Origin of the sequence: Streptomyces sp. NPDC048636 (genome assembly GCF_040650655.1) — a bacterium.
GTDB lineage: Bacteria > Actinomycetota > Actinomycetes > Streptomycetales > Streptomycetaceae > Streptomyces.
Genome location: NZ_JBEZHR010000017.1, coordinates 96,983 through 116,060, shown reverse-complemented (window position 1 = coordinate 116,060; position 19,078 = coordinate 96,983). Strand labels below are relative to the sequence as shown.

The 19,078-nt window shown below is 72.7% G+C and carries 15 protein-coding genes; 7 read left to right on the top strand and 8 right to left on the bottom strand.

Features of this window, described 5'->3' with window-relative positions; all coding sequences use genetic code 11:
• Positions 1–74 precede the first annotated feature (74 nt).
• The 3 genes from AB0C66_RS31890 to AB0C66_RS31880 all read left to right on the top strand — a co-directional run bounded on the left by AB0C66_RS31890 (position 75) and on the right by AB0C66_RS31880 (position 3,989).
• Positions 75–698 carry a GPP34 family phosphoprotein gene (locus tag AB0C66_RS31890; protein WP_362446526.1) on the top strand — a complete coding sequence of 208 codons (624 nt, stop codon included), beginning with the start codon at positions 75–77 and terminating at the stop codon, positions 696–698.
• A 293-nt stretch (positions 699–991) separates the two neighbouring features.
• Entirely contained in the window at positions 992–2,824 is a 1,833-nt protein-coding gene (locus AB0C66_RS31885; RefSeq protein WP_362446523.1) for a carbohydrate-binding protein, read from the top strand.
• 58 nt (positions 2,825–2,882) lie between these two features.
• Positions 2,883–3,989, top strand: coding sequence for a PP2C family protein-serine/threonine phosphatase (locus tag AB0C66_RS31880; protein ID WP_362446520.1), 1,107 nt, complete (start codon positions 2,883–2,885; stop codon positions 3,987–3,989).
• Here the strand turns inward: AB0C66_RS31880 and AB0C66_RS31875 are convergent.
• Together AB0C66_RS31875 and AB0C66_RS31870 are read right to left on the bottom strand one after the other, a co-directional pair.
• Positions 3,986–5,653, bottom strand: coding sequence for an ATP-binding cassette domain-containing protein (locus AB0C66_RS31875; protein ID WP_362446517.1), 1,668 nt, complete (start codon positions 5,651–5,653; stop codon positions 3,986–3,988). The genes AB0C66_RS31880 and AB0C66_RS31875 overlap by 4 nt on opposite strands.
• 286 nt (positions 5,654–5,939) lie before the next feature.
• Positions 5,940–8,069: a SpoIIE family protein phosphatase gene (locus AB0C66_RS31870; protein ID WP_362446514.1), complete on the bottom strand. Its 2,130-nt coding sequence runs from the start codon at positions 8,067–8,069 to the stop codon at positions 5,940–5,942.
• A gap of 241 nt (positions 8,070–8,310) precedes the next feature.
• Between AB0C66_RS31870 and AB0C66_RS31865 the strand changes: the two genes are divergently transcribed.
• On the top strand, positions 8,311–9,522 hold the full coding sequence (locus tag AB0C66_RS31865) for a CoA transferase (protein WP_362446512.1): 1,212 nt from the start codon (positions 8,311–8,313) through the stop codon (positions 9,520–9,522).
• A gap of 73 nt (positions 9,523–9,595) precedes the next feature.
• Here the strand turns inward: AB0C66_RS31865 and AB0C66_RS31860 are convergent, their stop codons facing one another.
• From AB0C66_RS31860 to AB0C66_RS31850, 3 genes are read right to left on the bottom strand one after another with little or no spacing between them, the layout of a single operon-like run.
• On the bottom strand, positions 9,596–10,411 hold the full coding sequence (locus AB0C66_RS31860; RefSeq protein ID WP_362446509.1) for an FAD:protein FMN transferase: 816 nt from the start codon (positions 10,409–10,411) through the stop codon (positions 9,596–9,598).
• Between the two features lie 31 nt (positions 10,412–10,442).
• Positions 10,443–10,871 (bottom strand): FMN-binding protein, encoded by a 429-nt coding sequence (locus AB0C66_RS31855; protein WP_362446506.1) that lies wholly within the window; start codon positions 10,869–10,871, stop codon positions 10,443–10,445.
• A gap of 44 nt (positions 10,872–10,915) precedes the next feature.
• Positions 10,916–12,211, bottom strand: coding sequence for a ferric reductase-like transmembrane domain-containing protein (locus AB0C66_RS31850; RefSeq protein ID WP_362446643.1), 1,296 nt, complete (start codon positions 12,209–12,211; stop codon positions 10,916–10,918).
• Positions 12,212–12,467: 256 nt separating this feature from the next.
• Between AB0C66_RS31850 and AB0C66_RS31845 the strand changes: the two genes are divergently transcribed.
• A complete protein-coding gene (locus tag AB0C66_RS31845; RefSeq protein ID WP_362446640.1) occupies positions 12,468–13,253 on the top strand; it encodes a response regulator transcription factor in 786 nt (261 codons plus the stop codon).
• The gene (locus AB0C66_RS31840; RefSeq protein ID WP_362446503.1) at positions 13,250–14,734 is read left to right on the top strand and encodes a HAMP domain-containing sensor histidine kinase; all 1,485 of its coding nucleotides are present in this window, start codon (positions 13,250–13,252) and stop codon (positions 14,732–14,734) included. The genes AB0C66_RS31845 and AB0C66_RS31840 overlap by 4 nt, the downstream gene beginning before the upstream one ends.
• Here the strand turns inward: AB0C66_RS31840 and AB0C66_RS31835 are convergent.
• A complete protein-coding gene (locus tag AB0C66_RS31835; RefSeq protein ID WP_362446500.1) occupies positions 14,731–15,411 on the bottom strand; it encodes a TetR/AcrR family transcriptional regulator in 681 nt (226 codons plus the stop codon). The two genes, AB0C66_RS31840 and AB0C66_RS31835, sit on opposite strands and share 4 nt — an antisense overlap.
• Positions 15,412–15,469: 58 nt before the next feature.
• On the opposite strand from AB0C66_RS31835, the gene AB0C66_RS31830 reads away from it, so the two are divergent.
• The gene (locus AB0C66_RS31830; protein WP_362446497.1) at positions 15,470–17,032 is read left to right on the top strand and encodes an FAD-binding oxidoreductase; all 1,563 of its coding nucleotides are present in this window, start codon (positions 15,470–15,472) and stop codon (positions 17,030–17,032) included.
• A gap of 61 nt (positions 17,033–17,093) precedes the next feature.
• Here the strand turns inward: AB0C66_RS31830 and AB0C66_RS31825 are convergent, their stop codons facing one another.
• A complete protein-coding gene (locus tag AB0C66_RS31825) occupies positions 17,094–17,897 on the bottom strand; it encodes a crotonase/enoyl-CoA hydratase family protein (protein ID WP_362446494.1) in 804 nt (267 codons plus the stop codon).
• A gap of 149 nt (positions 17,898–18,046) precedes the next feature.
• Positions 18,047–19,003, bottom strand: a complete 957-nt coding sequence (locus AB0C66_RS31820) for a DUF6194 family protein (protein WP_362446491.1) — start codon at positions 19,001–19,003, stop codon at positions 18,047–18,049.
• Between the last annotated feature and the right edge of the window lie 75 nt (positions 19,004–19,078).

Below are 19,078 nucleotides of genomic sequence, written 5' to 3'. Positions count from 1 at the left end.
GACCCAGTCCGCGTTCCCGTGCCCGTCCTTCCGGTCGCCCCGCGCGGTGGGCGGCCCGTGCCGGGGAGCCGTCCATGACCACACCACGAGATCTGCTGATCGTCGCCATGGATACGGTGTCCGGGCACAGCGTCGACCGTGGCGATCTCTCGCTCGCGCTGGCGGGCGCCGAGGCCATCGACCTCCTGGGCGCCCGGGCCATCGGGCTGGACGGCGAACGCATCGTGCCGGGCCCGCCGCTGCCCCTGGCCGACCGGATGCTGGACCGGGCCGCCTCGGCCCTCACCCGGGAGCCGCCGTACGAGCCCGTCGGCGAGTGGCTGTGGCGCCGGGGCCGCGGACTGCCGGGGGCCTATCTGGACACCCTGGAGGCGGACGGGGAGGCGGTCCGGGAGCGGCACCGCCGGTGGATGGTCTTCCACACCAGTGAGCTGGCGCTCGTCGACTCCTCCGCGCGCCGCCGCGCGACCCACCGGCTGCGCTCGGACGAGCCCGTCCTCGCCACGCTCGCGACGGCGATCGGCATCCACGACCCGAGCACACCGGACTCACCCGCCGTGACCCGGGTGGACGACGTGGCGACGGCCACGGTGCTCACCGCGGTGGACGACGCGCTGGGCGAACTGGCGGTGGAACGGCAGCGCCGGGCCGAGCGGCGCGACGCCGCCACCGCCGACAATGTGCGACGCGGCTACTGACGCGCTCCCTGGGGACACCCCGGGCACTACGGGAGCACCGCCGGGACCCCACGGGGACACCGGTGGGACACGCCGGGGACACCACCGGGACATGCCGGACACCCCTGGATGACACCCTCACCGTCGTTGTGGTCCAGACCTACAGCGTGCCAGGGGGCGCACTCCAACACGCGTGCGCCGTAAGCCTCTTCAGAAGTCTTTTTCACCACCGATCCCTCTGCTAACTTCCCCAGGCCAGGCCCGGGATACGGCACATCGGGGAATCGGGCCGGCAAGGACGAGGGAGTCGGAACGTGTCCCAGCTCGACGCTTGTGAACCACTCGGCGCTTATGAACCATCGGTGCGCCTCACCGGCAGTTCCCGGTCCGACGCCGACCTCATACGGCTGATCGCCGGCAGCCGCCCGCTCGAGGACATCTCCGACGGGCTCGAGGACGAGCCCTCCCCCGCGCTCATGGCGGCAGCCGCCGAGGAGTTCCGGCGCCGCCACCTCGTGGCCGTCCGGTCCTATGCCCGCATCTGCTGCCGCGACGGCCTTGTCGCCGAGGAACTCGCCGACGAGGTCTTCGAACAGGCCCACCACACCGTCCGGACCTCGCGGGAGCCGCGCGAGGCATGGCGCCACCACCTGCTGATCCTCGGCTACCGCACGGCCGCCGCCTGGGCCGCCACCCGTCGGCGCACCGATGTGGCCCCGGACTTCGCCGCCTGGCTGGACACCGCCCTCGCGGGATTAAGCGATCCGGCACCCACCGCACGGCTGCTGGAGAACCGGTCGCTGATGCTGCGTGGCTTCCGCAACCTCCCGGGGCGCACCCAGGCCGTCCTGTGGCACACGGTCGTCGACGAGGACACCGGCGCGGAGACGGCGCTGCTGCTGGGGGTGGATCCGGAGCGGCTGCCCTCGCTGCGCAAGCGCGCGCTGCGGTCCTACCGTGACGCGTACTTCTGGGCGTACGCGGCCCAGGCGGCCGAGGACGACTGCGGGCGGTTCTGCGGGCTGCTGGACGCCGCGGCACGCCGCGCCGGGGTACATCAGAGCGGTGACCTCGAAGGGCATCTGGCCGACTGCTCGCAGTGTTCCCGGGTGCTGAACGTGCTGGTGGGGCTGGGTGAGCGGCCGGCGCAGGTGCTCGCCGAGGGGCTGCTGCCCTGGGGTGGGCTCGCCTATCTCGCCGACCATGCCGCCACCGCCACCGCCTCCGGCGGGCGCACCACCGCGAAAGGGCGTGCCGGAGCGGATGGCCCACCGCGCCGCGCGGCCACCGTGCGGGTCGCCGAGGGCTCCGGAGCCGGTGGCGACGTGGTGGCCGCCACGCCCCTGACCGGCCCGAACCCCCCGGACGGCCGGACCGGCCCGGGCTCCCCGGGCGGGCCCGGTGGTGCGATATCGGCCTGGCGGCTCCCCCTCGCGAAGACCCTGACCGCCACCCTGGCCGCCTCCGCCGTGGCGGCCACGGTCACCCTCCTGCTGGTGTCCCCCGACGGCACCACGGACTCCGGGGCGCGGCAGGACGTCCCCGTGTCGCTCGCCCCACCCGCCACCGGAGAGGTGTCCCCCTCCCGGCCCGCGCCGGACACCACCCCGACGTCCGGGCCGTCCCACACCTCGGGCGCGCGCCGGACGACCCCTCCGGCGTCCCACGCACGGCACACCACCTCCCCCGCACGGCCCGCGCCGGACCACGTCCCGGCCACCTCGTTCATCCCGGCGGACGCCTTCGACGCGGCGTCCCTGGGCGACGCGAAGGTCCGCCCCGCCACGGGTGACACCGGCGCCGGGGTTGCCAACGGCCGCCAGGTGGCTACGTTGGCCGACGGCGCGTACCTGCGCTACGACAACGTGGACTTCGGGGACGGATCGACCCAGTGCCAGGTCCGGATCGCCTCCGCCGCCCCGGCCGGGGTGAGCGGACTGGTCGCCATCCACCTCGACACCCCCTCCGGCTCCCCCGTCGGCGCCGCCGCCGTGACCAACACCGGTGGCAAGACCGCATGGCGCACGGTTCCGGCGAACATCAGCCGCACCACCGGGGTGCACACCGTCTACCTCCGGTTTTCCTCCGATACCACCGGCCGTCCACCCTTCGTCGGGCTGCACTGGGTCACCTTCCCGGTGCGCTAGCCGTCCCGGCGGCCGTGCCGTACGGCACGGTACGGCGCCGGACGGGCATGCTGGAACCATGCCCCTTCGGCCGCTGACGTCCCTCCGTCGTTCCTGGCAGCCGGGCCATACGACGGTGGTGCTGCCGCTCGGGCTGATCGCCGCGGTGTTCGTGGTGGACATCCTGTCGCCGTCACATATCCACCTCGGTCCGCTGCTGGTCGCGGCGCCCGCGATCACGGTGGCGTTCGCCGGTGCCCGGCTGACCGCCCTGATCGGGGCGCTCGCGGTGGCCGCCCAGGTGGCGATCGGGGTGGGGCGGGGGGTGATGGCCTCCGCCAACATCCAGGCGCAGATCGGTGCGCTCCTGGTGGTCTCCACCCTGCTCGTGGGGTTCTGCCTGGTGCGGGACCGGCGGGAGCGGAAACTGCACAAGATGACCTCGGTGGCCGAGGCGGCCCAGCATGTCCTGCTGCGACCGCTGCCCTCGCGCAGCGGACCGCTGGAAATCGCCCATCTCTATCTGCCCGCCGAGGCGGAGGCCAAGATGGGCGGTGACCTGTACGCGGCGGCGCGCACCCCGCACAGCACCCGGCTGCTGATCGCGGATGTCCGGGGCAAGGGGCTGGCCGCGATCAGCCATGCCGCGCTGCTGCTGGGCGCCTTCCGCGCGGCCGCCCACCGCCAGGCCACCCTGCGCAACCTGGCCATCCATCTGGACGGCGCGATGCGCTGGGACAGCGCACAGTGGCGCGGCCGGGACGCCACCGACACCGAGGAGTCCTTCGCCACCGCCATGCTGCTGGACATCCCCGACGAGGAGCCCGTCGTCCGGTCCATCAGCTGCGGCCATCCACCCGCCCTGCGGCTCGGGGGCAGCGGTGTCGGCGCACTCCGCCCCCGTGAGTGCCATCTGCCGCTGGGGCTGGGCCGACTCGCCGGGGCGGCCGAGTACCAGACCGAGACGTTCCCCTTCGAGCCAGGTGAGCTGCTGCTGCTCTACACCGACGGTGTGGTCGAGGCCCGCGACCCGGACGGTGTCTTCTACCCGCTCGCCGACCGGGCCGCCGCCTGGCACCGGCAGCGTCCGGACGAGGTGGTGCACCGGCTGTGCGAGGACCTCCTCGCACATGTCGACGGCCACCTCGGCGACGACGCCGCGGCCGTGGCCGTGCGCCGGGGCTAGGCCCGGTCCGTGTCGGGTGCCGCGAGCAGTTCGCCCACCTCCTCGGCGGTGGTGTCCCGGAGCTCTTCCCCGAGGAGCAGCCAGCGGGTGATACCGGCCGACTCCAGGAAGGCCAGGTCATGGGAGGCGATGAGCAGCGCGCCCCGGTAGGAGTCGAGCGCGCCGGTCAGCTGGCGCGCACTGGCCATGTCCAGGTTGTTGGTGGGCTCGTCCAGCATGAGCAGCTGCGGAGCCGGGGCGGCGAGCATGGTGGCGGCGAGGGCGGCGCGGAAGCGTTCCCCGCCGGACAGGGTGCCCGCGGGCTGTTCGGCCCGTGCCCCCTTGAACAGGAACCGCGCCAGCTGGGCCCGGATGTGCTGATCCGCCACCCCGGGCGCCGCCCTGGCCACGTTGGCCGCCACACTCAGCTCCTCGTCCAGCAGGTCGAGGCGCTGGGGCAGGAAGCGCATCGGCACCCACGTCCTGGCCTCGCCGGACAGCGGGGTGAGTTCCCCGGTGAGGGTGCGCAGCAGGGTGGTCTTGCCCGCTCCGTTGCGGCCGACGAGTGCGATGCGTTCGGGGCCGTGCACCTGGAGGGTGGCCTCGCGCAGCCCGCCGTAGCGCAGGCGCAGTCCGGTCAGGCTCAACACGGTGCGTCCGGCGGGTACGGCGGTGTGCGGCAGGGACACCCGGATCCGGGCGTCGTCGCGGATCGCGTCCGCGGCCTCCTCGCGGCGTTCCCGCGCCTCGTGGAGCCGGTCCTCCTGGAGCCCGCGGAGCTTGTCGCCCGACTCCTGCGCGGACCGTTTGCGTTCCCCGGCGACGATCCTCGGGGCCCTGCGCTGGGCGTCCAGCTTCTTGCTCTGGCGCTGACGGCGCGCCAGTTTGATGTGGGTATCCTCCAGTTCACGCTTCTGGCGGCGTACGTCGGCCTCGGCGGCGCGCAGGGTGCGGGCGGCCGCCTCCTGCTGGGTGGCCAGCGCCTCCTGGTAGGCGGACCAGCCACCGCCGTACCAGGACACCGCGCCGGAGCGCAGTTCGGCGACGCGGTCCACCCGCTCCAGCAGTTCATGGTCGTGGCTCACCACGATCAGCACCCCGGAGCGCCAGGAGTCGACGGCCTCGTACAGGCGGCGGCGGGCGAACAGGTCAAGGTTGTTGGTCGGTTCGTCGAGCAGGAGCACATCGGGGCGCTCCAGCAGCAGCGCGGCCAGTCGCAGCAGTACGGTCTCCCCGCCGGACATCTCGCCGACGGCGCGGTCGAGTCCGATGCCGTCGAGTCCGAGGGAGCCCAGGGTGGCCAGGGCACGTTCCTCGACGTCCCAGTCGTCGCCGAGGGTGTCGAAGTGTTCCTCGTCCACCTCCCCGGCCTCGATGGCGCGCAGCGCCGCGCGCCGCCGGTCGATACCGAGGGCCTGGTCGACGCGGAGCGCGGTGTCGAGGGTGAGGTTCTGCGGAAGGTGGGCGAGGGTGCCGCCGACGGTCACCGACCCCTGGGCGGGCCGCAGCCGTCCGGCGAACAGCCGCAGCAAGGTGGACTTACCGGTGCCGTTGTCGCCGACCAGGCCGGTGCGGCCGCGGCCGATGGTCAGGGAGAGCCCGTCGAAGACGGGTGTGCCGTCCGGCCACTGGAAGGTCAGTCCGGAGCAGGTCACGGAGGCGCCGGGCGCGGTGGATGGGGCCATGAGTGGTTCTCGCAGTCATCAGCGCGGTGGATGGGGACTTGGTGTGCGAGCACCACGCGGCGGCCGAGCCGTGGAGGGGGTTGCCCTGCGGAAGTTGCCCCGCGGAAGGTGAGGGACGGCTCATGCACCGAGGTCGGATCCACGCGTACGTCACGGGCCGGACGGACCGGCAGCGGGTGACGGGCGTACGGCCGATGCCGTACCGCGCGGTGATCGCGGACCTCAGATGCGCAACGTCCACCTCTATCGGAGACAACAGGACACGGTCACTGTACCGCAGCCGTACTCAGAGTGAGATGTGGTGTGCGGTCCGGAAGCGCGACCAGCGCCGGGCCACGGGGTGTGCGTGGCGGGGTGTCCGGTGCAGCCGGGCCAGGATGAGGACGGTGTCGTCGGCCGGGTCGCCGGGCACCATATGGTCCAGGATGCGGTCGGCGGCGGCCTCCAGTCCGTCGGGCGCCAGCCGCAGTTCGGAGCGGAGCGCGTCGAGTCCCTTCGCGACGTCGTGGGTGCGGCCCTCGATCAGCCCGTCGGTGTACAGCACGAAGACGGAGTCCTCGGGCAGATCGGCGTCGGCCGTACGGAAGCGGCAGCCGCCGATGCCCAGGGGTACGCCCAGCACCTCGTCCAGCAGCTCGACCCGGCCGTCCGGGCAGAGCACCAGGGGCGGCGGGTGTCCGGCGCTGGCGAGGCGCAGATGTCCGGTGGTGGGGTCGTAGACGGCGTACAGGCAGGTGGCCAGTTCGATATGGGACTCGCGGGCGAACTGGTCTAGTTCGGCGAGGAGTTCGGCCGGTTCCGGGTCGTGGCGCGCCAGTGCGCTGGCGGTGATGCGCAGCCGCCCCATGGCGGTGGCGGCGGGGATGCCGTGGCCCATGACATCGCCCACCACCATGGCGACACGGTGGGCGGACAGGCCGATCACGTCGTACCAGTCGCCGCCCACCTCGGTGATGCGCCCACCGGGCAGATAGCGGTGGGCGATGCGCACATACGGGCTTCTCGCCAGGGAGTTGGGCAGCAGCGCGCGCTGGAGCCGGAGCGCGATGTCCCGCTCCTGGTTGTACAGCCGGGCGTTGTCCAGGCACAGCGCGGCCCGGGAGGCCAGCTCCCCGGCCAGGCCGCGGTCCTGCTCGGTGAAGCCCGGCCGGGCCGAGGACCGTCCGAACACGGCGATGCCCTGCACGGTCTTGCGGGCGATGAGGGGCGCGAAGAGCAGACTGGACAGACCGCTGTCGTTCAGCAGCCGGGCGCGCTCCTCGCTGAGCACGGTACGGGTCAGGAAGTCCTCGTCCACCCGGGCCAGGGTCGGACGCCCCGTGCGCAGCACCTCGTGGATGATCGAGCCGGTCGGATACGTCACCACGTCCAGTCCGCCGACCAGTTCGGTGGCGGGTGGCGGCAGGATGGTCTCGGCGGCGATCCGCCGGGTGACCAGGGGCCGGTCCGGGTCGAACTCCAGCCCTTCCTCCGGGGACCGCATCACCTCCACCACGGCGCCGTCGCAGAAGTCCGGGACGGTGACGTCGACCACCTCCCGCGCGGTGACCGTGGTGTCCAGGGTGGTGCCGATCCGGGCGGCCGCCCGGTCGAGCAGGGCGAGCCGCTGGCGGGCGGCGGACGCCTCGACGAGGGCCTGCTCCCGGTCGGTCACATCAACCATCACCCCGCCCACCCCGAAGAACCGGATGCCACCGGGGCGCGAGAGCGGGAAGAGGGACACCGACCACACCTGGTCGGTGTCCGGGTGGCCCTTGGTGCGCACCCCCACCAGGGTGCCCACGATGGGCCGCCCCACCTCGGCCACGGCGCTCAGCATGGCCGCGTACTCACCGTTGTCCGAGGTGATGACCACTTCGCCGACATGGCGTCCGAGGTGGCCTTCGACGGGGAGTCCGTCCATGTCGGCGAGGGTCTGGTTGACATGGGCGTAGCGCAGGTCCTCGTCGAACATGACCAGACCGATCGGACAGCTCTGGAAGAGCACATCGAGGAAGGCCAGATTGGTCTTCACCCGGTCCAGCTCATCGCCTCTGCTGCCGAGCGCCAGCACCACTTCCCGGCCACCGACCCCGGCCACCGGGAAGACCCGGAACGCCGCGTCGAGCGTGTCGCCGTCCCGGTGGCGGGCCCGCACCCGGCCACGCCAGTAGCCCTCGGTGCGGCCCCGCTCCACCAGCCGGGTCCACGATCCGAAGGCGCCGTCGGACGGGCCGGTGAAGAGCATCTCGCCGGGCTGGGACAGCGCCTCCCGGGAGCGGTAACCGAAGAGGTCCTGCGCACCGGGTCCCCAGTAGCAGATCCGGTCGGACTCATCGACGGCGAACACCGCCACCGCCACCCGCTCCAGCAGGGTGCCCGGCTCCGACCAGAGCGGCCCTCGCCCCGCTTCCTCGCTCTGCCGGTCTGCTGGCACCAGTCATCCCTCCGCGCATACGAAAACGCAGTGACCTGGTCGCCCTCGAAGAGGGGGCCTCCCGATCCAGTCTGCGCCCTTCGGCCACACATCGAAAGGGTGGACGCAGGGTGTGCGGACGGACACGGAGGGTAGCACCCGAACGGGATCGACGCTGGGACGGCATGGTGGCGACGGGCGGCAGGCTCGTACCCTTGCCGCACCCGGCAGTCCGTGTCCCGCCCCGTACCGAAGGTGGCCCATGACCAGCCCCGCACCCCATGGCGCGGCCCCGCTCGCGGGAATCCGCGTGGTCGACCTGTCCAAGATCCTGGCCGGCCCCTATGTGACCATGTCGCTGGCCGATCTGGGCGCCGATGTCATCAAGGTCGAGCACCCGGTCGGCGGCGATCCCACCCGTCGGTGGGGACCGCCCTTCAACGGCCCTGACGCGGCGTACTACCTGGCCGCCAACCGCGGCAAACGGTCCGTGACGCTCGATCTGAAGTCCCGGGCCGGACAGGAGGCCGCCCACCGGCTGATCGCCGACGCCGATGTGGTCGTGGAGAACTTCCGCCCGGGCAGCACCCTCCAGGAGGAGTTCCGCTACGACCGGCTCAGCGAGGCCCATCCCCGCCTGGTGGTCCTGCACATCTCCGCGTTCGGCGAGAGCGGTCCGCTGCGCTCGGAGCCGGGCTACGACATGGTGGCGCAGGCCGCCGCCGGGCTGATGTCCCTGACCGGTGAACCGCAGGGGCCACCGGTCAAGGCCGGATACGCGATGGGCGACCTGGGGGCCGCGCTCTTCGGCACCATCGGGGTGACCTCGGCCCTCGTCGAACGCGCCCGGACCGGCCACGGCCAGTACGTCACCACCTCGCTGTACGAATCGCAGCTGGCCCTGCACATCAACTGGGCCACCAGCTACTTCGCCACCGGGGAGACACCGACCCGGCTGGGCTCCGGACACCCGAGCCTGGTGCCCTACCAGGCGTATCCGGCGTCGGACGGCCACTTCGTCATCGCGGTCGGCAACGACGCCCTGTGGCAACGGCTTTGCGCCCTCATCAACCGCCCGGACCTCGGGGACGACCCCCGGTTCGGCACCAACCGGGACCGGGTGGTGCACCGCGCGGAGCTCAACACCGCGCTCGAGACCACCCTGCGCGGCGAGACCGTGGCGTACTGGTGCGCCACCCTCAAGGCGGGCGGTGTCCCCGTCACCCCGATCCGGACGCTCGACGAGGTCTACGGCTCCGAGCAGACCGCGGCCCTCGGCATGGTCCAGCAGGTGGCGCACCCCGTCGCCGGACCGCTGGACCAGGTGGCGTTCCCGGTGAGCTACCGCGGCCTCCGGCCGCCGGTGCGCACCGCGCCACCGCTGCTCGGTGAGCACAACCATGAGGTGCTCTCCGCGCTCGGCTACGACGACGAGGAGATCCGGCGGCTCACCGAGCCGCCGCCCGGCCGTTGACCGCCCCGGCTAGGGCGTGTTTCGAAAGTCCCGCCCGCCCTCCGGGCGAACGGCGCTACTTTCGAAACACGCCCTAGGGGCGGACACCCCCCGGATCCGTGTCGCCGCCCCGGCCACCGGCGCCCACCTCACTCATCGCCGCCGATGACACCGCGGCCACGGACGGGACACCGCCCACCGCCGCGAACCCCGGTGTCCACCAGGCGCGGCCGTCCGCGGTGAGGGCGAACGCCTCGACCCCCGGGAGCGATCCCACCCAGTCACGCGCCCGCTCCCCCTTGACGAACGCGGCGGTGGCCAGGGCGTCCACCTCGGTCAGATGACGTCCCACCAGGGTGATCGAGACCAGGGCGGTCGGCGGCCGGCCGGTCGCGGGGTCGAGGATGTGGTCGCCGCGTTCGGCCGTACCGGAGGTGGCGACGGCCAGGTCCCGGCCCGACACCACGGCGGCCACCTCACCACCGCGCCACGGGTCGGCGATCCCGCACCGCCAGGGGCGGCCCGGGCCGGAGCCGCCCCGCGCCTGGAGGTCACCGCCGCCGTTGACCAGATGGTGGCGGGCGCCGGCCGCGTAGAGGATGCGGGAGGCACGTTCGGTCGCCCAGCCCTTCACCATCCCGGACGGGTCGAGCCGCCCGCCCGGGGAGGCGGTGAACGCCCCGCCGCTGCGGTGGCCGACACCCCGGCACAGCCGCAGCACCTCGGCCACCTCGGGGTCGCACTCCGCGAGCGTGAGCTCCCCCCGCCCCAGCCGACTGATCTGGCTGCCCGGCCGGTACGTCGAGAAGAGCGCGTCCACGCGGTGCAGCCAGGCCACGGCCTCGCCGAGGGCGGTCTCGATCGCGGGTGTGGCCGGGTCACGGATGTCGAAGGAGAACACCGTCCCCATGACCTCCTCTGTGTGGCGTACCCGGTGGCGTTCAGACATCGGCCCGGTCCAGGGCGCTCTGGAGGGAGGAGATATAGCCCTGGCTGGTGTAGGTGGCGCCGGAGACGGCGTCGATGTCCGCGGACTGGGCGGTCAGCGCCCGCTCGGTGAGCTGGGGTACGGCCTGTGCGCTGGGGCCCTCGTCATGGACACCCTCCAGGACGTCCACCTTGGTGAGCCTGGACTTCGCCAGGGTGATCCGGACCTGCACCGGGCCCTGCCGGGTCTCGACGACCTCACCGGTGAAGCGGCCGGACACCGCCTTCGACGACGGGGACGACGGGGTGGAGGTCTCGGCGGTGGGCCGGGACGAGGGCGCGGCGGCGGGGGCGGGACCGCCGGGTTCCTGGTGCGGTTTCGCGTACAGCACCAGGAACAGCCCCAGCACGGTGGTGGCGGTGGCCAGGACGGGACGTTTCATGGCAGTGGCTCCTCGGCGTCGGGATCGGGCGCGACGGGCGGTGGTCAGAAGGCGAAGGACTCGTGGTGGATACGGCGCCGGGGCACTCCGGCTCCGCGCAGCGCCCGGATGGCCGCCGCCGTCATCCCCGGGGGCCCGCACACGAAGACGTCGTGCGCCTCCAGCTCGGGCACCAGCGCGGTCAGCGCCTCCGTCGTCAGCGGGGGCGGCTGGCCGCCGGGCGCGCCGACGGCGTAGTGCACCCGGGCACCGCGCGCGGCGGCGATGTCGTCGAGTTCACGGCGCAGCGCGAGGTGTTCGAGGCTCCGGGCGAAGTACACGAGCACCACCTCACCGGGCAGCGTCTCGAACAGGGTGCGCAGCGGGGTGATGCCCACGCCGCCCGCCAGGAGCACGGTCCGCTCGCCGCGTGCGCGGGCCGCCGTGAACCCTCCGTACGGGCCCTCCGCCCACACCCGGGTGCCGGGCCGCAGCCGGGCCACCGCGCGGGAGTGGCCCCCGGCCTCCTTGACCGTGATGCGCAGATGACGGGAGTCGGGGGGCGCGGAGAGCGAGAAGGGGTTGGCCGTCCACCACATGCCCGGGGCCAGGAAGCGCCAGCGGAAGAACTGGCCGGGCTGGGCGCCGAGCGCGCCCAGCCGCTTGCCGGTGAGATACACCGACACCACGCCCGGGGCCTCCGGATGGATCTCGGCCACCCGCAGCCGGTGGCGCAGCGCGCGCCGGACCGGGGTGAGGAAGCGGTACCACAGCAGCAGACCGGCCACCCCGAGGTAGAGGGTGTACCAGGCGATCCGCGCGGGTTGTGAGCCGAGGAAGTCCGAACCGTTGGACAGCTGGTGGAAGAAGGCGAGGAAGACCGCGAGATAGGTGCAGAAGTGCAGGTAGTGCCAGGTCTCATAGGTCAGGCGGCGGCGCGCGGCACGGGCGGAGATCACCCCGGTGGCCACCAGCAGCAGCATCCCGGCCGTGGCCATCAGCATGTCCTCGTAGTCGAACACCAACGTGGTGGTCTGGTCGATGACATCCGCGCGGGACACCACCGAGTAGCCCCAGATGATCAGCATGGTGTGGGCCAGCGCCAGGAAGACGGTGTACCGGCCGCCCATGGCGTGCCAGCGGGCCAGCCGGTCGGTGCCCACGCCCCGGTCCAGCGCCGGGATCCGCGCCATCAGCGCGAGCAGCACGGCACACGCGTAACCGGCCAGCAGCCCGGTGAGCCGCCCCGCGCCGGTCAGCCAGCCGTCCAGGCCGACCACGGCCGGGGTGTTGCGCCACCACAGGACGAGGACGGCGGCGGCCCCGGCGTGGATGAGGGCCAGCACCACGGCCGGGGGCAGCCCCCGGCGGACCGGAGGCGGTGCGGGGCGCGGCAGCCGGCGGCTCCAGCCGGTGTGCTCGATGACGGTCACGGGAATCTCCCTCCACGGACGGACACGACACCGGCGGGGCGGCCCGGGTGCGGACGGCGGACCCGCCGGTGGCGCACACCGTGGCAACCGTTCCTCTGGGTTTCCTCTGAGAACGGGCCCTGGCATGCTCGGGAGGCCGGATTCAGAGGAAACACAGAGGTTGGCACGGGAGACTGCGGGCACCATGGAGAATCTCGACACCCCCGCGGCGGCCCCGGCCGGACTGCACCGCAGCGACGGCACACCGGTGCGGGTGCTCGTCGTGGACGACGAACCCGATCTGGCCGGCATCCTGTCCGACGTACTGCGCTACGAGGGCTGGGAGGTGCGCACCGCGGGCAGCGGCGAGGACGCGCTCACCACCGCCCGCGAGTTCCGTCCCGACGCGGTGGTGCTCGATGTGATGCTCCCCGGTATCGACGGCCTCCAGGTGCTGCGGCGGCTGCGCGCCGAGGCGCCGGGGGTCTGTGTGCTGTTCCTGACGGCGCGGGACGCGGTGGAGGACCGGATCGCCGGGATCACCGCGGGCGGTGACGACTACGTCACCAAGCCGTTCAGCCTCGAGGAGGTGCTCGCCCGGCTGCGGGGGCTGCTGCGCCGGGCGGGGATGACCCGCGCGACACACGCCGCCCAACTGCTCACCTTCGGGGACCTGGTGATGGACGAGGACGCGGTCGAGGTGTCGCGCGGCGGACAGGTGGTGGAGCTGACGCCCACCGAGTTCGAGCTTCTGCGGTTCCTGATGCGCAACCCGCGGCGAGTGCTCAGCAAGGCCCAGATCCTCGACCGGGTGTGGAGCTATGACTTCGGCGGCCAGGCACATGTGGTCGAGCTCTACATCAGCTATCTGCGCAAGAAGATCGACGCCGGACGCAGCCCGCTGATCCACACCGTGCGCGGCGTCGGCTACGTCCTCAAACCGGACCCCACGGGCGACGCCCGCTCCGAGCCCCGGGCGGACGCCCGATGAGATGGCTGTCCGCCCTGCCGCCGCGCAGTCTGCGTGCCCGGCTGACCGCGTTCGTGGTGGCCCTGCTGGCGGTCGCTTGTGTCGCGGTCGGGATCGCCACCTCCGCGGCGCTCGAAGGCTTTCTGCTGCAACGCCTGGACCAGCAACTGAACGCGGTCGGAAACCACTTCCCCGCCAGTCTGGACCCCGTGCCCGTGGCGGCCGGCAGCGGGCCCGAACGGGTCGGCACCGATCCCGGCCGCTCCGGTCCGGACACCCGCGGCCAGGCCGCGGGCACCTTCGGCGCCTGTGTCCTGGGCGGCAGGGTGACCCAGGCCGCCGTCGTCCGTGAGCGCACCGAGACCGCCGTACCGTTGACCGACACCGACCGCCGTACCCTGACCGCCGTACCGGTGGACGGCCGCGGCCACAGCATCACGCTGTCCTCGCTGCGCGAGTACCGGGTGATGGCGGTCCACGGCAAGGCCGATGTCCTGATCACCGGCATGCCGCTGGCCCCCGTCGAGGACACCGTGGACCGGCTGCGCCTGGTGGAGGCCGTGGTGTTCGGCGCGGCACTGCTGGCCACCGGGGTGGCGGGCGCCGTGGGCGTACAGCTCTCGCTGCGCCCGCTGCGCCGGGTGGCGGCCACCGCCTCCGGAGTGGCCCGGCTGCCGCTGGCGGGCGGGGAGGTGGCGGTTTCCCAGCGGGTGCCGGACACCGATCGGCGCACCGAAGTCGGCCAGGTCGGCTCGGCGTTCAACCGGATGCTCCAGCATGTGGAGGAGTCACTGGCCCGCAGACACGCCAGTGAGGAACGGCTGCGCCGGTTCGCCGCGGACGCCAGCCATGAACTCCGTACCCCGGTGGCCTCCATCCGCGGCCACGCCGAACTGGCCCTGCGCCACCCCGACCCCGTACCGGACAAGGTGCGCCACGCACTGGACCGGGTCCGGTGCGAATCGGTGCGGATGGGCGAGCTGGTCGACGATCTCCTGCTGCTCGCCCGGCTGGACGCGGGGCGTCCGCTCGCCACCGAACCGGTGGATCTGACCCGGCTGGTGCTGGACGCGGTGAGCGACGCTCGCGCCGCCGGACCGGACCACCGCTGGGTGCTCGAACTCCCCGAGGAACCGGTGGTGATGGACGGGGACGCCCGCGGACTCCAGCAGGTGCTGACCAATCTGCTGGCGAACGCGCGCACCCACACGCCGCCGGGCACCACGGTGACCGTACGGCTCCGGTACCGGGACGACGGAGTGGAGTTCGTGGTCGAGGACGACGGCCCCGGCGTGCCCCCGGCCCAGCAGTCCACCGTCTTCGACCGATTCGTACGGGCCGGTGACGGACGGGTGCGCACCGGCGGCGGCACCGGTCTCGGCCTGGCCATCACCCATGCCGTGACCACCGCCCATGGTGGCCGGGTGGACCTCACCAGCCACCCGGGGCACACCGTCTTCCGGGTGCGCCTGCCGGGTCCGGCCCACACCGCCCCCGGCTAGGGGGTGTCCCGCGACGCGCGGCCCGTGCCGAGCGCCGCCAGGAACAGGCGCTCGCACCGCTCCGCCATGTCCTGCGCCGATTCGCCGGGGTTGCGGGTCCACCACACCACCAGGGAGCTGACCACCCCGGTCCACACATGTTTGAGGGCCGCCGCGTCCCGGGGGTCGTCGAACCCCCGGGTGTTCAGCAGTTCCTCCGTGCCGCGGGCCGCCATACGGTCGATCGCCGCGCGGTACCGGTGCGCGGTACCGGCCGGTTCGCCGGTGTCCGGGAGCGTGGGGTCGTACAGCAGAAACCACCCCTGGCGCTGTCCCTCGAGGGCCTCGAAGACCGCGCGCAGCACCGCCACCGGAGTGCCGGGGGTCGTGGTGGCACCGTCCATCGCCTGGGCGATCGCCGCACTCAGCCCGTCGCCGATATGACGCAGGGCCGCCAGATAGAGCCCGTCCTTGGAGCCGAAGTACTGGTAGAGCAGTGGCTTGGTCACCCCGATGGCGGCGGCGAGGTCCGCCATCGAGACCTGGGCGTAGCCACGGGTGCCGAACTCCTCGATCGCGGCGGCGAGGATCTGCTGCTCCCGGCGGTGCCGGGGCACCCCTTTGGAGCCCGCACGCGCCGGGCCCGTGCCGTCCGCCCCCGTCGATCCCCGTGCCGTCCGCCCTCTTGTGCTCGCCATGAGCTCGATCTTACCTTGAGGTAATATACCGATGGGTAAATTCCTGGGAGGCGCATCGATGAAGACCAGATCGTGGTGGGGATGGGGCTGGGAACAGGACGCCCTCACCGACGCCGAATGCGTGGCCATGGGCGCCCTGGTGCCCGGCACCTCGGCGGCCCCGCTCCCGGTGCCCGCCCTCGCCGACGTGGCGCCGCCCGCACCCCGGCTGACCGCCCCCGCCTCACTCGCCGCGGTCGTCTCCGGCGACCCCGCCGACCGCGTGGCGCACACCATGGGCAAGGCGTACCGCGATGTCATGCGCGCGCTGCGCGGCGAACCCGGCCGGGCACCCGACCTGGTGGCGTTCCCCGAGACCGAACAGGACGTGGTCGACCTCCTCGACTGGGCCGCCCGGGAGGGGGCCGCGGTCATCCCCTACGGCGGCGGAAGCTCCGTCGTCGGCGGTGTGGAGTACCGGGGCGACAGCCACCCGGCCGTGCTCTCCCTCGACCTGACCCGGATGGACCGCGTCCTTGCGGTCGACCCGGTGAGCCGCGCCGCGCGCATCCAGGCGGGCGCTCTCGGCCCCGTCCTCGAAGAGCAGCTGCGCGCCCATGACTTGACGCTGCGTCACTATCCGCAGAGCTTTGAATTCTCCACCCTCGGCGGCTGGCTGGCCACCCGCGCGGGTGGCCACTACGCCACCCTGCACACCCGCATCGACGACTTCACCGAGTCGCTGCGGGTGGTGACCCCCATCGGCGTCAGCGAGTCGCGACGGCTCCCGGGATCGGGAGCGGGTCCCTCACCCGACGGGCTGTTCCTCGGCTCCGAGGGCACACTCGGCATTATCACCGAGGCGTGGATGCGACTCCAGGACCCACCGCGCCACAAGGCGTCCGCCTCGGTCACCTTCGAGGACGTCGGCCAAGCCATCGAGTGTGTACGCCAGTTGGCACAGTCCGGACTGCACCCCGCCAACTGCCGGCTGCTGGACCCGGGCGAGGCAGAACTGGCCGGGGCGGACCCGCACGGCCGCAGTGTGCTCGTCCTCGGCTTCGAATCGGCCCAACACCCGGTGGACGGCCCGCTCGAGCAGGCACTCGACATGGCCCGCGGCCACGGCGGCACCGCCCGGCGGAGCGAGGGCGGCGCCGACGACTCGGTGGCGGCGTGGCGGTCGGCGTTCCTGCGCATGCCGTACATCCGGGACGGGCTGGCGCGGATGGGCGCCATCGTGGAGACGTTCGAGACCGCGTGCACCTGGGACAGGGCGCGGGATCTGTACGAGGCGATCCACGGCGAGGTCGGCGCCGCGGTGGCGAAGGTCACCGGCCAACCCGGGAGGATCACCTGCCGGTTCACCCATGTCTACCCCGACGGGCCCGCCCCGTACATCACCGTGATCGCGGCCGGCCGCCCCGGTGCGGAGGTGGCGATGTGGGACGACATCAAGCAGGCTGCCTGCGAGGTGCTGGACGCCCACGGCGCCACCATCACCCATCACCACGCCGTCGGCCGTGACCACCGCCCCGGCTACGACCGCCAGCGGCCCGACCCGTTCGCGCTCGCCCTCGACGCGGCCAAACGCGCACTCGACCCCGGCGGTGTGCTCAACCCGGGTGTGCTGCTGCGCTGACCAGCAGAGGGACGGTATGAGGACGTGCCGCCGGAGACACCCTCCGGCGGCACACCCACACTCAGCGGCCCTTGAACTCGGCCTGCCTGCGCTCGATGAACGAGGCGACACCTTCCGCGGCGTCAGCGGTGTGGAACAGGGCGGCCACGTCCTTGGTGAGCCGCTCGGCGGCGGGCCGCTGACCTTCCACACGGGCCCGCCGGGCCGAGGCCAGCGTGGCGCGCACCGCCAGCGGAGCGGCGCGGCGCGCGATGTGCTCGGCAAGCTCCACCGCGCGGTCCCGCTGCGCACCGGTGTCCACGACCTCCTGGACCAGCCCGATCCGCAGCGCCTCCGCGGCGTCGAACTCGTCGCCCGTCAGCAGCCAGCGCATCGCGTTGCCCCACCCGGCGTCCTGCGGGAAGCGGATGGTGGCGCCGCCGAACGGGTAGATACCGCGCTGCACCTCGAGCTGGGAGAAGCGGGTGTCGGCGGCGGCGATCCGGATGTCGGACGCCAGCAGCAGTTCGATCCCGAGGGTGAGGCAGCGCCCCTGGGCGGCGGCCACCACCGGCTTGGTGCGGTCCCGGCCGACCAGCCCCCACGGGTCCACCCCCTCGGTGGCGGCGAACGCGCCGCCGTCGGCGATCCGGGGCGCCACCTCCGCCAGGTCAAGACCGGCGGTGAAGTGGTCGCCGTGGGCGAAGAGCACACCGACCCACGCGTCCGGATCGTCCTCGAGCCGCTGGTAGGCGCGGGCCAGGGCGTGGAGCATCGCCAGGCTGAACGCGTTGCGCTTGGCGGGACGGTTCAGCCCCATCAGCAGGACATGGCCCCGCAACTCCTCCGTCACCACAGGTGCGTTGTCCGCATCGTGCTCACTCATCAGCCCGCTCCTGCCCCCATCGTGGACATCACGTCATCGCGCACATCACGCTTCTACCAATGGGTAACTATGGTCTACAGCATATTCCTGAGTCAAGGGTGGGGACGGCCACCGTCGCCACCCGGACATGGCCCGGAGCTCCGCGCGGATCAGGGCAGCAGAGGCCGCAGCGCCGCCCAGGCACCGAGCTGGTCCCGGACCGGCCCCGGCCGCAGATGGCCGATCAGCCGGTCAAGATGAGCCGTCAGATTCTTGTGCCGCCGCAACTCCCTCATCCGCTCGACATCGAGCTCGGACCAGTGAGCGGCCAGCGCACGGGCCTCCGCCGGGCTCAGCTCGAGCGCGTCGAGCGTGTCGCCCGCCAGCGCCTCGGGGTTCCAGTCACCGTCCGGGTCATCGGGAGCGAGCCGGTCGATGACCCACATCCGGAGCATGAACTCCTGGGAGCGGGCACGCGTCCGCCGCCCCCGGCCACCGCCGCCCTGGCGCCGGCTGGCCTCCAGCGATACGGCGGCCCATCGCACACGGTCCTCCCGCGAGCAGCCGTCGTCATAGGCCCGGTCCTGGGCGAGCAGCCGAGCCGCCTCCAGCTCCTGTCCATGAGCCTCGCCGACGAGGGTCTGGAAGTGCTCGTCCATCAGCAACCGGCATGAGCGGACCCGCTGGTTGCGGTACTTGCGGACCGCGAAGGCATGGGCCTCGGCCAGCAGGGGCTTCAGCGTCTCCAGGGTCGCCGCGCTCGGCTCCACCACGCACACCCAGTGCTGTGTGGCGTACACGGGGTGCGGCATGAGAGTGTCCCGTCGCGCGTAGTCGCACCCCGCGTCCAGGACGCCGCTCTCGTCGCGCCGCGTGGGGACGGCACCGAACCGCGTGGTGTACGTGTCCTTCGTCAGCCCGATATTGAGCCGGTAGGCGCCCGGGCGGCTCAGATCGGACACCCGGTCGTAGGTGTCGCCCGTCACGAGGGTGAGGAACGGGAACTGGCGGTGGGCCGGGAGGTCGGCGTTCGGGTCGTAGATGACGAAGGTGTCGCCGGAGCTCTCCAGCACATTGATGCCCACGAAAGTGTCACGCAGGTACCGCTCCACTTCACTGACGTCCATACCGATGGCCCCTCCGGCTCGGAAACACACTCCTTCAAGCGTCTCATTGAAGTGGGGAGTTGAGAGTTTCGGAGC